This window comes from Bradyrhizobium sp. WYCCWR15520 (assembly GCF_056174665.1).
Map to the genome: position 1 here is coordinate 195,289 of NZ_JBWBWM010000010.1, position 13,658 is coordinate 208,946.

The following is a 13,658-nucleotide window of genomic DNA, read 5'->3' on the forward strand; positions in this document are numbered from 1 at the left end:
ATGGTTCACGATGGCCCGAATTGGCTGATGAAGGCGCGCCGCGCGGCATTGATTTTGCCGGCGGCGCTTTTGCCTTTGATCACGGCTGCAGCTTCGCCAGTTCATGCGCAAAGCATCATGCGCACGCCCAACCTCAATGTCGGGGCGCGGACACCCACCATCAATCCGACGATAACGCCACGCATCAACCCCACCATCGCTGCGCGCCCGACCATCGCTGCCCGCCCGACTGTCGCTGCCCGCCCGAGCGTCGATACCGCCGCGCGGACGCCGCCGTCCCGTATCGGCACCATGAGTTCGACCCTGCGTGTCCGTCCGGGCGCCGGCGTGCGGTCGACGCTGCCTTATGCGCGGTTTTCGCCCAACCTCTATCCGGCTTGCCAGTATGCGATGCGCGGTCCCGACGGCGAGTGCTTCGATCGTCCGGTTATGTCGGCCGGCGGCGGCAACGGCGCTTCGGCCAAGAAGGGCAAGGGCGGATCGGGCAACAACAATGCTCAGGCGGCGGTCAATCTGCGCGCGGTCAAGAACGAGCTCGTCGCCGAAATCGACGGCGCGTTATCCAACGCCGACGCCGACGAACTGGCGCGGCGTCACGGCCTGGAGCGCATCGCGTCGCAGAACTTCCCGCTGCTCGGCGGCACCATCGGCCTGTTCCGCATCGTCGATAACCGCCCGGTGGACACCGTGCGCCGCGAACTCGCAGCCGACGGCAGCGTGCGTTCGGTGCAGCTCAATTTCCGCTACTTCCTGCAGGATCAGAAGAAGGCTTCGACCGAAGGCGACGCCGCGCAATACGCCGTTGCCCAGCTTCGGCTGCCGCAGGCGCACAAGTTTGTCCGCGGCATGAACGTCACCATCGCGGTGATCGATTCAGGCGTCGACGCCAGGCATCCTGAACTCGCCAATTCGGTCGCCGACAGTTTTGACGCACTCGGCAGCAAGGAGGGCCCGCACACTCACGGCACCGGCATTGCCGGCGCGATCGTCGCGCATGCCAGGCTGATGGGGAGCGCACCGGAAGCGAGGTTGATTGCGATCCGCGCATTCGGCGCGGGATCGAAGGGCGCGGAGAGCACGTCCTATGTGATCCTCCGGGGACTGAACTATGCGGCCGAGCACGGCGCGCAGATCATCAACATGAGCTTTGCCGGCCCAAAGGATCCACTGATCGAGCGCGGCATCGCGGCGACGGCGGCCCGCGGCATCCTGATGGTCGCCGCGGCCGGCAATGCCGGTGCGAAATCGCCGCCGCTCTATCCGGCCGCCAATCCGAACGTCATCGCGGTGAGCGGCACCGACGCACAGGAAAAACTGTTTACGGCGTCGAACCGCGGCAACCACATCGCAGTTGCCGCGCCTGGCGCGGATATCTTCCTGCCGGCGCCCGATGACAAATATCAGATCACGTCGGGCACCTCGTTCTCCGCGGCCTATATCAGCGGCGTTGCGGCGCTGATCATGGAGCGCAACCCGGCACTGAAGCCTGGCGATGTTCGCGCGATTCTGACGAGCACCGCTCGTGATCTCGGCATCCCCGGCCGCGACGATCAGTTCGGGGCGGGCGAAGCCGACGCCCTTGCCGCGGTTACCGCCGCAGCCGCCGCGCCGGCGGTTCCACTTGCCTCGGCCTCGGGCAAGCCAACGGGAGAAAAGGCGCCGGCGCTCGACCCGTCCGCCGATAACGCTTCCGTGAGCCGGGCGCTGAATGACCCCCCGCCGTCGATGGCATCGGAAAAATCGGCCGCAAACGGAGCGAAATAAGCCCGCTACGCGGTGATTTTCGGCAATCGCCTCCTGAAGAGAACGTTAAAAAAATCATCCGTCGTTTTGAACGTCTGGCGAGGGTGTTGCGACCAACTGATGTGGGAGCGGTAATCCCTCCCCAATGGCTATATTCGGCGCGAGCGCCCATCCACCCCAAGCGCCCATATGGCTTGACCCGTCCGGTTGTCCCCCCGGACGGGTCTTTCATTTTCAGCACAAGTTTTCGAAGAAGTTGCGTTGCATGCGCCGCCGCGCCTGCTTGCCCGGGGTACAAGTTTCTGGTTTGTCGGCGCGATGTGCAATTTTCCCGTGCGTCTTCTCACGCGCAATTACCGGCGTGCGCTTCGCAACGCGTCCATGCTGCTGTGCGGCTTGACGGTGGATTGAGGTGACGACTCCGTATTTGTGCGGGTTTCTTTGCTTGCTGGTGCAATCCGTAGCTGCACGTACTGGACAACCAAAAAGTTTTCCACAGAATATCCCTGTCATCTCCAAACTGATTCGTCTCTGGTTGCGTCTGCGTCGGTCTCTCTCCTACGGGCTGATTTATGGCACATCCTGCAGACGTGGCACGTGGCCGCAACATCGTTGCGGGCTGGTGCAACCTTGCCGAGCAACGGCTGGAATACCTTACTGAATTGTTCGAAACCGGGCGCTGGCGCCGCTTTCACACCGAACGCGAATTTCTCGAAAACATCCGGGAAGCCAAGGCTGCGGTTGCAACCTGGCGCGAGCTGTTGAGCCGCGAAGCCTCGCTGGACAACACACATATCGACATGGCCTGGCTTGGCCGGCGTCGAACGTCGTCGCTGCCGCTGACGCCGCTGCCGCGCGATGAAGGGTACCGGCAGCCGGTAATGCAGCTTCAGCCGCAGCCCGTGGTGCAGCTTCAGCCGCAGCCTGCGCCGATTGCTCCCACGCCGCCGCGCGATGTTCCCGCCGACGTTCTGGTCGCACTGGAAAGCCAGCTCACTGTTGTGGAAGTCGCGCCATCTGTGGCCGATCCGCTGGCGCTGGGCGAGATGTCGTTCCCGGCGCTCGATCTCGACGCCATGAAGGAACGCTATCCGCTGCTGCGGAACGCACTGTAGGCGGGCGAGGGCCGGCTACCGCCTGACTGCATTGCCGCCGACCACCACCTGCGCGTAGCGCTGGGCGCCTTCGGTTGACAGATCGGTCGTAATCGTGCGGGCGTGGTCGAGCCCGACCACGGCGCCGCGCGGGGTTTCCGAGATCATGTTGTTGTTGACCAGCGCCGTCCCGGCGCCGGGCAGCACGGATACGCCGACGCCGACGAAGGCCTTGCGGATCACGTTGCCGGTAATGGCGACGTCGCGGAGATACTTGCCCCAGCCGGCGATGATGCCGAAGGAGGGCGCGTTCTCGATCACATTGCCTGTGACCGTCGAGTCTGCCTCGACATAGATGCCGATCCCGGCGTCGTCGTCGGGCGCGGTGCCGATCGGCCGCTTCGGCAGCAGATTGCGGATGACGTTGCCCTGCACGACCGCGATGCGGCCGCCCTCGTTGAAATTGCACACGGAGGCGCCGACGGCGGCGCCATCGACTGTGTTGTTGGCGATCACGGCGCCCTCGAACGCGAATTCCGAATAGAGCGCGACCTCGCGGACATTGCTGACGCTGTTGTCGGTGATGTGAATGTTCGATGCCGAATTGCCGCGCACCGCCGAGTAGTCGCAATTCCTGATGCGGTTGCCGCGCACGATCACGTTGCCGGCGCGGAAGGCATTGATGGCGTTGCCGTACTGACCGGAGCCGCCGGGCCCGGCCTTGATGTCCTCGATGCGGTTGTCGAGCACCAGCGTGCCGTCATCGCCGATCGCCGTGCGCAGGATTTCGATGCCGTTGTCATTGGTATCGGTGATGGTGTTGCGCGAGACGATCAGGCCGAACGCGTCGAAGGATACGACCGCGGTGGTCTCGATCTTCGAGAAGATGTTGCCGGAAATATCGCCCGAGACCTGCTCGAGCCAGATGCCGTTGCCGCCGCTGCCTGTGATTTCGCAATCGGCGATGCGGACATCCCGCCCGCCGAGGCAATGCACGAGCCCGCGCCGCGTCGGCAGCGGAATGCGGCCGCCATCGAGGGTGATGCCGGTGAGGCCGATATTGTTGGCGCCTTCGCCCTGCAGCATCGAGGCGCCGCCCGTGAACACGAGCTTGGTCGCACCGCGCACGCCGACCAGTTGGGTGCCGTTCGAAAGGCGCAACATGCCGGTGCGGTAGACGCCCGGCGGCAGCGCCAGCGGCACTTGCGCGCGCGAAGCTTCATCGATCGCGCGCTGCAGTTTCGCGGTCTGATCGTCCGGACTCCCCGGGCGGACACCGAATTGCGTGACGTCGCGGCCGAGCGTGGAAGCGGGCGGAGCGGCGCGTGCGGCGTCAGGCGACAGCGCCAGCGCGCCGGCGACACCGGCGGCGGACGCTCCAATGAGATGGCGGCGGTTCATGTCCATGGTGAATGACCCTCGCGCAATGCAGGTCGCGGCATTCGCAGGCTTCATAGGTATCGCGAAAATGCGACCGGGCATGGTGAAGACCGGGAAGAGCGACGACGATTGTTGGGGGTAGGGTTAATGTTGGGTGCGCCCTACGCAGCTCTGCGCGCCAGCCTCACCATTTCCAGCAGCATGGCTTCGCCGGCATCGACCAGTTCTTCCAGCGTGATGCGCGCAAAGCCCTTGCGCCTGAAAGCGCCGCCGCGCGCCAGTGGCGGGATGTGGATGAAGGCGGCGAGGCGAAGGCCGTTATCCGCATCGACGGATTCGATCGCTCGCCAGCTCAGATAGTTGCAGAGATAGCTGCCGGCATCGCGCGAGGCGCGGGCGTCGAGGCCAGTGCCCTTCGCGGCACGCAGCAGCTTCGCGGTGTGCGGGCCGAACCTTTGCGCATCGGCGCCCTCCGTGATCGATCCCTTGCGGGCGTGGGTCTGTGCGGCGTCGGGCCATAGCATGGTGACGGCGTTGCGGGCGCGGGTTTCGATCCGCAGAAAGTGCGTCCGCGAAGCGAGGCCGAACATCAACAGCGCATGCGGCTTGTGCTTCTGCAGGGCGAGCAGCAGTTCGCGGTCGACCGCGTTGTAGGTCACGGGAAAGATGTGGCTGGAGAGTTCGACATCGGCGAAGGCCGGGCGGCGCAGCCGCGTCAGCCGCGCCACCAGCGGCTGCGTCGGGTTGTAGGGTGCGCCGGGGAACGGGCCGAAGCCCGTGACGAGAATGCGGAGTTTTTCGTTCACCGTAGCCACTCCGCGATCTGCTCGGCGGCGACCGCCGGCGTGATGCGGCCGTCGGCGACCTCGGCCTCGGTCTTTTTCACCTTGGCGCGGATCGCGGCGTCAGACCGCACTCGGGCCATCATGCGCTGCTCCAGCATCGACCACATCCACTTCACCTGCTGCTCGCGCCGCCGCGCTGCGAACTCGCCCGAGGCATTCATGGCGGTTCGGTGATCGAGAATCTTCTGCCACAGCGTGTCCATGCCGGTGCCGGTCAGTGCCGAATAGGTCACGACCGGCGGATGCCAATGTTCCGAACGGGGGGTGAGGATATGCAGCGCGCCGCGATATTCGGCGGCCGCCAGATTGGCACGCTTGATATTGTCGCCGTCGGCCTTGTTGATCGCGATCATGTCGGCGAGCTCGACGAGACCCTTCTTGATGCCCTGCAATTCGTCGCCGGCGCCGGGCAGCATCAGGGCGAGGAAAAAATCCGTCATGTCGCAGACCGCGGTTTCGGACTGGCCGATGCCGACGGTCTCGACCAGCACCACATCGAACCCAGCGGCTTCGCAGAGCAGCATTGCCTCGCGGGTCTTTGCAGCGACGCCGCCGAGCGTGCCTGACGAGGGCGAGGGCCGGACGAAAGCGGCCTCGGAGTTGGCCAGCCGCGCCATCCGCGTCTTGTCGCCGAGGATCGAACCGCCGGTGCGGGCCGAGGAGGGATCCACCGCCAGCACCGCGACCTTGTGGCCGCGCTCGATCAGAAACATGCCGAGCGCGTCGATGGTGGTGGATTTGCCGACCCCGGGCGAGCCGGTGATGCCGACACGGACGGCTTTCCCTGTGTCGGGCAACAGCGCCTGCACCAGATCGCGCGCCGCGGCCTGATGATCGGCACGGCGGCTCTCGATCAGGGTGATCGCGCGCGCCAGTGCCGCGCGGTGCCCGGAGCGGACGTCCTTGGCAAGCTTCTTGAAATCGAGGGAAACGGTCTTCGGCAGGGTCATGCCATGGTTTACAACGGCCGTGCCGCGCAGGCGAGGGGCCTGCCGCGGTCCGTTCAGCGGGACGCCGACGCGGCGGCTGGCGCCTCGCGCCTGAGCTTTCGCCACACCCAGACCAGCACCGGCCAGATCAGTGCGCCGATCGCCATGGCGGCGAGGATCGCGGCGATCGGCCGCTCGAAGAACGGCAACACGCTGCCGTCGGATTTGATCAGCGAAGTCACGAAGCTTTGCTCGACCATGGTGCCCATGACGATGCCGAGCACCATCGCGGCAACCGGATAGCCGTTTTCTTCCATGACATAGCCGATGACCCCGAAGGTCGCGACGATAACCACGCCGAATATGTTGTTGCCGATCGCGAACGATCCGACCGCGCAGCACAGCATGATCACAGGCATCACGGTGGAACGCGGCGCGCGCAGCACATAGCTCGCCAGCCGGATCATGACGATGCCGAGCGGGATCATGATGATGTTGGCGATGATGAACATCAAATAGATCGCGTACATGCTCGACGCTTTTTCGGTGAACAGCGTCGGGCCGGGATTCAGCCCCTTCATGTAGAGCACGCCGATCGCAATCGCCGCGATGGTGTCGCCGGGAATGCCGAACAGCAGCGACGGCACCCAGCCGGACGCGATGCTGGCGTTGTTGCTGGCGCCGGCTTCGACCAGGCCTTCGACATGGCCGGTTCCGAACTTCTCGGGTTCTTTCGAAAACCGCTTGGACATCGCGTAGCTGACCCAGGCGGCCATGTCGGCGCCGGCGCCCGGCAGCACCCCGATGATGATGCCGATGATGTTCCCGCGCGTCATCTGCCAGTTGTACTTCTTGGTGAGCTTCCACTGGCCGGCCAGGATGCTTCCGAACTTGCGCCGCGGGATCGGCGGCGGCTCCGGCGTCAGCATCGCGCGCATCACCTGCGCTACCGCAAAGACGCCGACCAGCGCCGGGATCGGCTCGATGCCGCCGAACAAATTGGTCATGCCGAACGTGAAGCGCGGCACGCCGCCGGGATTTTCGATACCGATGCACGCGACCAGGAGACCGATGAACATGCTGGCGATCGCCTTCACCGGCGAAGACCGCGCGACCAGCGTGGCGCACATCAGGCCGAGGAATGCGAGCCAGAAATATTCGAAGGTCGAGAACGACAGCGCGATTTCGGCAAGCGGCGGCGCCAGGATCATCAGCGACAGGGTGCCTGCGATGCCGCCGACGGCGGAGAACCAGACGCCGGCGCCGAGCGCGAGTTCAGCCTCGCCCTTGCGCGTCATCGCATAGGCTTCATCCGCGTAGGCCGCCGAGGCCGGGGTGCCGGGAATGCGCAGCAGCGCGCCTGGAATGTCACCCGCGAAGATTGCCATCGTGGATGCCGCCACGATGGTGGCGATCGCGGCGATCGGCGACAGATAAAAAGTGACCGGGACCAAGAGGGCGGTCGCCATGGTCGCTGATAGCCCGGGCAGCGATCCGATGACGAGGCCATAGACCGATGCCGCGAACATCGCGACGATGACTTCCCAGGTGGTGATGAGCGCGAAGGCTTGGGCGAGGGTATTGAGCATCGATCACCAGGGCATCGGCAAAACGCCGGGCGGCAGCGGCACGCGCAGCAATTTTGAGAAAATCAGGTGGATGCCGATCGGCGCAAGCAGCGCGAGCGGCAACGCAGCCTTCCAGCGGGCGCCAAGCGCGGTCGAGGTCACGTAGACGATCATTGCCGCCGTGAGAATGAAGCCGAGCCGCTCGGCGACCGCGACGTAAAGCAGCAGCAACGCCGGCGGGAGCAGGGCGCGCAGACCATAGAGCTTGCTGGTCGGCGGCGTCGGTTGGCCACCCTCGACCGGAATAAGGTGTTCTTCTTCTTCGAAGCTGCGGCCAATCCCGAGTGCAATCGCAAGCCCACACAGCGCCAGACCCGTTCCTATCACCAACGGGAAGACGTTGGGCCCGACCGGCTGGCCGGGCACCGGTGGCAACTGCCAGCCGCCATAGGCGGCGGCTGCGCCGAGGCCAACGAGAAACAGACCCGTGACGCGATCGGGAAGACGCATGAATGGCTCCGCGGATCTCGAGCGATGTCAGCCGATGAAGATCAGGCCTTTGATAGACCGGCGGCCTTCATCGCCACGCCCATCTGGGCGTCGCCCTTGTCCATGAAGGCTGCGAATTCGGCCGCATCGCCCCATACCGTGCCGAAGCCGCGATTGCTCATGAAGTCCTTGAACTCCTTGGAGTCATAGACCTTCTTCAGCGACGCGGTGAGCTTGGTCGCAACATCGGGCGGCAGGCCCTTGGGGCCGGCAATGCCGCGCCATGCGCCGGTCGAATAGTCGATGCCCATTGCTTCCTTCAGCGTCGGCACATCGGGGAAGGCTGGGTTGCGCGCCTTAGCCATAACGGCGAGGCTGCGCGCCTTGCCGGCCTCGATGATCGCACGCGCTTCCGGCACCGAGCAGGTGGTGAGGTCGAGCCCGCCCGCCGCGAGATCCTGCATCGCGGGCGCGGCGCCGTTCGATGGCACCCACGCAACGTGATTGGGGGCAAGTCCCATCGCCTGCATCCAGCCGACCAGCGCCAGATGCCAGATCCCGCCCTGACCAGTGCCGGAGGCCTTGAACTTGCCGGCGGGCGCGGCCTTGATGGCGTCGGCAAGCTCCTTCACGGTCTTGTAGGGCGAAGTGGAACTGACCTGGATGCCGGGCGGATCTTCGTTCATCAGCGCCAGCGGCGTATAGCTCTTCGGCCCGAGTTCGGTCAGCCCCTGCCAGTGCATCATCGAGATTTCCACCGTCAGCATGCCGATGGTGTAGCCGTCGGCCGGTGCGGTTGCGATCGCGGAATGGCCGACCACGCCCGAGCCGCCGGTGCGATTGACCACATTGAACGGCTGGCCGAGATCCTTTTCCAATAGCGCCGCGACGATGCGCGCGGTCGCATCGGTACCGCCGCCGGCGCCCCAGGGCACGATCACGGTCACCGGCCGCGCCGGATAGGCCTGCGCCAAGGCCGGCTTGAAACCAAAGCCCGCGACAGCCGCCGCAGCAGCAGACGAAGCCGCAAAGGCGCGGCGGGTAATCTTTTTGGACATGGTGATCCTCCCTGCGGCGCCGTGAGGTCAGGCGCTCTTGTAATATCCGCATTCTAGGCGGCTTTGCGCTCCGCTCGCAAGGCATTGGTCGTGAAAGCAGTTTTATCGCCGGTGGGCATCTCGCCACATCCGGAAATCGGGTGGCGGCAACAGGGCTACCCGAAATAGGTATCCATGTGCGGCCAAGTCATCGAGCCGCGATCGATTGCGGAGAAAGCCATGACGACAGCTTATTACAGCACCGTGCTAGACCATCCCCTGGAAACCGTGTGGGCCCTGATCCGCGATTTCAACAACTACCCGGCCTATATTGAAGGGGTCAGCGAAAGCGTGATCGAGGATGACAAGGGGGGCGATGAAGTCGGCGCCATCAGGCGCTTCTGCTATCTCGGCAACTGGATCAGGCAGCGGCTCGCCGGCCATTCCGACGAAGCACACTCGCTGACCTATGCGGGTATCGATCCATTTCCATTTCCGTCCGAGTCGCAGTCGGACGTTCCAGCTCCGACGCGCTACGAGGGAACGATGCATCTGCTGCCGGTTATCGAGGGCAACCGGACCTTTATCGAATGGTCCGTGCAACTCGACACCGCTGTGCAGGACGAAGATCGCTGGCGCGCGCTGTTCCAGTCCTGGATTCCGGATTGGACCCACTCACTCGAGCGAGCGCTAGGCCGTCGTGCCGCTTGAGCGTGGCCGTCATTGCGGCCGGTCTTCATCGTCCTTCGGTCGCGCACCGCCGAAAATTCTGGCGCCCTCCGGGGTCAGATAGGGCTTCAATGCCTCCCAAGGCACGAAAGCGACATACTCGCCTTCGGCATAGGAGCCAACCGCGTAAGGTGCGTAGTAGAAGTTCAAGCCGGAACTCTTGCCTTCTTCGGTCGATGGCGCCAGCGCGACCGGGCCGATCTTGAGAAGTTTGGCCTCGATGCCTTCGATGGCGCTGGCGTCGGTGCCATCAGCGCCGCGTTTCTTCTTCTCGGCTTCGAGCGAAGCAGTGACGCCTTGCCGCATCGCCTTCATCGTCGGGCCGTTGTCCGCCGTCTCGTTAAAGAACGGACGGATGCTGATGCGCTTGTTCGCCGACTTGTCCCACAGGATGGTGTCGGACGCGCTGTTGGGGTGCGCACCTCCAGTATATTCGTAGTCCGCCCTGATGATGCTGACATAACGGCTATCGACCACCGAGCGGGTCTGGTATTTCCGCTCATACGACCACGCGTTGCGGAACAGGTCCGGGTCCTGCTTGCGCTCCTTGTCGGCATCGGCCCGGTTCTTTGTGGCCCATGCCTTGCCTTCGGCCAGGCAGTTCGCCGCCAGCGCCGGCTCGGCCTTGATCCTGGCGTCGAGGAAGATGCCGGCTTCGACCCATTTGGTCTTGATGGAAAAGTCCGGCTTGGGATCGGCGGCGAATGCCAGTGTCGCAGCGCATGCGATCGGACCCGCGAAGCCGATTGTCCGAGCGAACGCTACGAATGCAATGCTGCGCAAGGGCGATCCTTTGGAAGAAGTACCGCGGGCGGAGAACTACTCCGCCGCCTCGCTGCTGTGGCCGAGCCGGGCGTTGAGCTTGCGGATCAGCTCTTCGGCGGCGTCCGAGATCACGGTGCCCGGCGGGAAGATCGCCTCGGCGCCGGCTGCGTAGAGTGTGTCATAGTCCTGCGGCGGCACCACGCCGCCGACGATGATCATGATGTCCTCGCGGCCGTGCTTCTTCAGCGCGGCCTTGAGTTCCGGCACCGCGGTGAGGTGGGCGGCTGCCAGCGAAGAGACGCCGAGAATATGCACGTCGTTCTCCACCGCCTGCCGCGCCGCCTCGTCGGCGGTGGCGAACAATGGCCCAATGTCGACGTCGAAGCCGACATCGGCGAAGGCGGATGCGATCACCTTCTGGCCGCGGTCGTGGCCGTCCTGGCCGATCTTGGCGACGAGGATGCGGGGCCGGCGGCCCTCGGCAGTCTCGAACGCATCGATCAGTTCCTGCACCTTCTCGACCCGGTTGGACATGGCGGACGCCTCCCGCTTGTAGACGCCGGTGATGGACTTGATCTCGGCGCGGTGACGCCCGAATACCTTTTCCATCGCGTCCGAAATTTCGCCGACGGTTGCTTTCGCCCGCGCCGCGTCGATTGCGAGCGCCAGGAGATTGCCGTTGCCTTCGCCGGCGCTGCGCGTCAGCGCCGCGAGCGCCTGCTCGACTTCCTTCTGGTCGCGCTCGGTGCGGAGCCGCTTCAGCTTGTCGATCTGCAGCCGCCGCACGGTGGAGTTTTCCACCTTGAGCACGTCGATGGCGGCCTCATCGACCGGCTTGTATTTGTTGACGCCGATCACGGCTTGCCGTCCGGCATCGATCCGCGCCTGCGTCTTGGCGGAGGCTTCCTCGATGCGCAGTTTCGGTACGCCGGCTTCGATGGCCTTGGCCATGCCGCCGAGCGCTTCGACCTCCTGGATATGTCCCCATGCCTTGACCGCGAGATCGCGGGTCAGCCGTTCGACGTAATAGGAGCCGCCCCAGGGATCGATGATGCGGTTGGTGCCGCTTTCCTGCTGCAGGAAGAGCTGTGTATTGCGCGCGATGCGGGCCGAGAAGTCGGTCGGCAGCGCCAAGGCCTCGTCGAGCGCGTTGGTGTGCAGTGACTGCGTGTGCCCTTGGGTCGCCGCCATCGCTTCGATGGTGGTGCGCATCACATTGTTGAAGACGTCCTGCGCGGTCAGCGACCAGCCGGAGGTCTGGCAATGGGTGCGCAGCGACAGAGAGCGCGGATCCTTCGGATTGAACTGCTTCAATAGTTTGGCCCAGAGCAGCCGTGCCGCGCGCATCTTGGCGACTTCCATGAAGAAGTTCATGCCGATCGCCCAGAAGAACGACAGCCGCGGCGCGAAGCGGTCGACATCGAGGCCGGCCGCAAGGCCGGCGCGCAGATATTCGACGCCGTCGGCCAGTGTGTAGGCGAGCTCGAGATCCTGCGTCGCGCCGGCTTCCTGCATGTGGTAGCCGGAGATCGAGATCGAATTGTACTTCGGCATTCTCTGCGAGGTGTACGCAAAGATGTCGGAGATGATCCGCATCGAGGGCGCTGGCGGATAGATATAGGTGTTGCGCACCATGAACTCTTTCAGAATGTCGTTCTGAATGGTGCCTGAGAGTTTTTCCGGCGGAACGCCCTGTTCCTCGGCGGCGGCAACGAACAGAGCGAGGATCGGCAGCACCGCGCCGTTCATGGTCATCGACACGCTCATCTGGTCGAGCGGGATACCGGCAAACAGCGTGCGCATGTCGTAGATCGAATCGATCGCCACGCCCGCCATTCCGACGTCGCCGGAGACGCGCGGATGATCTGAGTCATATCCGCGGTGGGTGGCAAGGTCGAACGCGACCGAGAGACCCTTTTGCCCCGCTGCAAGATTGCGACGATAGAATGCGTTGGAATCTTCCGCCGTCGAGAAGCCGGCATATTGCCTGATGGTCCAGGGCTGGTTGACATACATGGTGGGGTAGGGGCCGCGCAGATAGGGCGCGACGCCCGGCCAGGTGTCGAGGAAGTCGATGCCTTCGAGGTCGGTTTCGCTGTAGGCCGGCTTTACCGGGATGCCCTCGGGCGTCAGCCACGGCTCGGCGCTGTCAGTCGACCTCGGCGCCACAACGTGCTCAAACCTGACATCGGCGAAATTGGGAATCCTGCTCACGAACGGCCTTCCTTCAATGTCATAATTCGTGCCTCACAGTCAGCCAGGCGCTGATGGATTTCGGGCTCTCCAGCCGGTCGTACGACGTTCCCCACCAATCGCGACAGAATGTACGCCAACAAGGGCAGGCCCACTACCAGGAAAAGAAAGTCCGAAGCGGACATTTGTCCGGCGAAAACCGCTGCGATCATGGCAAGTCCGATTGCGCAAATGATCGCAACCGCTGCTACACCAAACCAAGCCGGTGTTCGGGGCAGCGAAAACATTCGATAGAACGGCCCGTTGTGATAAGCGATCATGGAGAGCAATCGATCGCGCTCCGCTTCCAGTTGAGCCAGTTCGTTCCGGTCGACCATATTCGCGCTCACGAGATTCGCAGCACCTATTGGCGTCACCTAATCATGATCCGGATGCTGGTGGCTGGTGATGGTCGCCATCTTCTCCGGTCCGTAATTCTGCATCGTGGTCTGGCTCGGCAGGTTGGCGATGCCGACCACCCAGCCTAGCCGGGATTCGGTTCCATATTGCCGCGTCGGCACCACCCGGTCGGGGCGGTCGAAGGTGCCCGTCATGATCTCGATCCGGGGGCCGCCGATCAGCCGGTAGGTCAGCGGTGTGCCGCAGGCTGCGCAGAAATCGCGCTCGGCGATGGAAGAGGATTTGAATGTCGCCGGCTTGCCGCGGGTCCAGGTGAAATGCTCATGCTCGATATCGGCGAGCGAGGCGAAGGGTGCGCCCGATGCCTTCTGGCACATCCGGCAATGGCAGATGCTGACCTTGGGCGGCACTTTCGACACCGCAAAGCGGACGGCACCGCACTGGCAGCCGCCGGTCAGGACCGTCTTGTGGTTGTTTTCCGTCATGC

The 13,658-nt window shown here is 64.2% G+C and carries 12 protein-coding genes and 1 pseudogene; 3 read left to right on the forward strand and 10 right to left on the reverse strand.

Going from position 1 to position 13,658, the window contains the following annotated elements; translation table 11 throughout:
• The first annotated feature begins 27 nt into the window (after positions 1-27).
• A pseudogene (locus AC0QUY_RS13770) lies at positions 28-1,780 on the forward strand (S8 family serine peptidase).
• 535 nt (positions 1,781-2,315) lie between these two features.
• Positions 2,316-2,858, forward strand: a complete 543-nt coding sequence (locus AC0QUY_RS13775; protein ID WP_475387227.1) for a TIGR03809 family protein — start codon at positions 2,316-2,318, stop codon at positions 2,856-2,858.
• 15 nt (positions 2,859-2,873) lie between these two features.
• Here the strand turns inward: AC0QUY_RS13775 and AC0QUY_RS13780 are convergent, their stop codons facing one another.
• The 6 genes from AC0QUY_RS13780 to AC0QUY_RS13805 all read right to left on the reverse strand — a co-directional run bounded on the left by AC0QUY_RS13780 (position 2,874) and on the right by AC0QUY_RS13805 (position 9,106).
• Complete coding sequence (locus AC0QUY_RS13780) at positions 2,874-4,244, reverse strand: TIGR03808 family TAT-translocated repetitive protein (RefSeq protein ID WP_475387258.1); 1,371 nt, start codon at positions 4,242-4,244, stop codon at positions 2,874-2,876.
• A gap of 134 nt (positions 4,245-4,378) precedes the next feature.
• Complete coding sequence (locus AC0QUY_RS13785; protein ID WP_475387228.1) at positions 4,379-5,023, reverse strand: pyroglutamyl-peptidase I; 645 nt, start codon at positions 5,021-5,023, stop codon at positions 4,379-4,381.
• A complete protein-coding gene (gene meaB / locus AC0QUY_RS13790; RefSeq protein ID WP_475387229.1) occupies positions 5,020-6,012 on the reverse strand; it encodes a methylmalonyl Co-A mutase-associated GTPase MeaB in 993 nt (330 codons plus the stop codon). Before meaB ends, AC0QUY_RS13785 begins: the two co-directional genes overlap by 4 nt.
• 53 nt (positions 6,013-6,065) lie before the next feature.
• Positions 6,066-7,580 (reverse strand): tripartite tricarboxylate transporter permease, encoded by a 1,515-nt coding sequence (locus AC0QUY_RS13795; RefSeq protein WP_161853031.1) that lies wholly within the window; start codon positions 7,578-7,580, stop codon positions 6,066-6,068.
• 3 nt (positions 7,581-7,583) lie between these two features.
• Positions 7,584-8,069 (reverse strand): tripartite tricarboxylate transporter TctB family protein, encoded by a 486-nt coding sequence (locus tag AC0QUY_RS13800; protein WP_475387230.1) that lies wholly within the window; start codon positions 8,067-8,069, stop codon positions 7,584-7,586.
• Between the two features lie 41 nt (positions 8,070-8,110).
• Positions 8,111-9,106, reverse strand: a complete 996-nt coding sequence (locus AC0QUY_RS13805) for a tripartite tricarboxylate transporter substrate binding protein (RefSeq protein WP_161853033.1) — start codon at positions 9,104-9,106, stop codon at positions 8,111-8,113.
• Between the two features lie 219 nt (positions 9,107-9,325).
• Between AC0QUY_RS13805 and AC0QUY_RS13810 the strand changes: the two genes are divergently transcribed.
• Positions 9,326-9,796, forward strand: coding sequence for an SRPBCC family protein (locus tag AC0QUY_RS13810; protein ID WP_475387231.1), 471 nt, complete (start codon positions 9,326-9,328; stop codon positions 9,794-9,796).
• Between the two features lie 9 nt (positions 9,797-9,805).
• On the opposite strand, the gene AC0QUY_RS13815 is transcribed toward AC0QUY_RS13810, so the two are convergent.
• The 4 genes from AC0QUY_RS13815 to AC0QUY_RS13830 are packed head-to-tail and all read right to left on the reverse strand — an operon-like array spanning position 9,806 to position 13,656.
• Positions 9,806-10,588, reverse strand: coding sequence for a DUF3298 and DUF4163 domain-containing protein (locus AC0QUY_RS13815; protein WP_475387259.1), 783 nt, complete (start codon positions 10,586-10,588; stop codon positions 9,806-9,808).
• A gap of 45 nt (positions 10,589-10,633) precedes the next feature.
• Positions 10,634-12,793: a methylmalonyl-CoA mutase gene (gene scpA / locus AC0QUY_RS13820; RefSeq protein ID WP_475387232.1), complete on the reverse strand. Its 2,160-nt coding sequence runs from the start codon at positions 12,791-12,793 to the stop codon at positions 10,634-10,636.
• Positions 12,790-13,149: a hypothetical protein gene (locus AC0QUY_RS13825; RefSeq protein WP_475387233.1), complete on the reverse strand. Its 360-nt coding sequence runs from the start codon at positions 13,147-13,149 to the stop codon at positions 12,790-12,792. The genes scpA and AC0QUY_RS13825 overlap by 4 nt, the downstream gene beginning before the upstream one ends.
• 39 nt (positions 13,150-13,188) lie before the next feature.
• Positions 13,189-13,656: a GFA family protein gene (locus AC0QUY_RS13830; RefSeq protein ID WP_161853037.1), complete on the reverse strand. Its 468-nt coding sequence runs from the start codon at positions 13,654-13,656 to the stop codon at positions 13,189-13,191.
• Positions 13,657-13,658: the final 2 nt, after the last annotated feature.

Bases quoted from the DNA above. Each gene is read 5' to 3' on its own strand.
- AC0QUY_RS13800 (WP_475387230.1), bottom strand. From the start codon at position 8,069: ATGCGTCTTCCCGATCGCGTCACGGGTCTGTTTCTCGTTGGCCTCGGC.
- AC0QUY_RS13810 (WP_475387231.1), top strand. From the start codon at position 9,326: ATGACGACAGCTTATTACAGCACCGTGCTAGACCATCCCCTGGAAACC.
- AC0QUY_RS13775 (WP_475387227.1), top strand. From the start codon at position 2,316: ATGGCACATCCTGCAGACGTGGCACGTGGCCGCAACATCGTTGCGGGC.
- AC0QUY_RS13795 (WP_161853031.1), bottom strand. From the start codon at position 7,580: ATGCTCAATACCCTCGCCCAAGCCTTCGCGCTCATCACCACCTGGGAA.
- AC0QUY_RS13805 (WP_161853033.1), bottom strand. From the start codon at position 9,106: ATGTCCAAAAAGATTACCCGCCGCGCCTTTGCGGCTTCGTCTGCTGCT.
- meaB (WP_475387229.1), bottom strand. From the start codon at position 6,012: ATGACCCTGCCGAAGACCGTTTCCCTCGATTTCAAGAAGCTTGCCAAG.
- AC0QUY_RS13780 (WP_475387258.1), bottom strand. From the start codon at position 4,244: ATGGACATGAACCGCCGCCATCTCATTGGAGCGTCCGCCGCCGGTGTC.
- AC0QUY_RS13830 (WP_161853037.1), bottom strand. From the start codon at position 13,656: ATGACGGAAAACAACCACAAGACGGTCCTGACCGGCGGCTGCCAGTGC.
- AC0QUY_RS13825 (WP_475387233.1), bottom strand. From the start codon at position 13,149: ATGGTCGACCGGAACGAACTGGCTCAACTGGAAGCGGAGCGCGATCGA.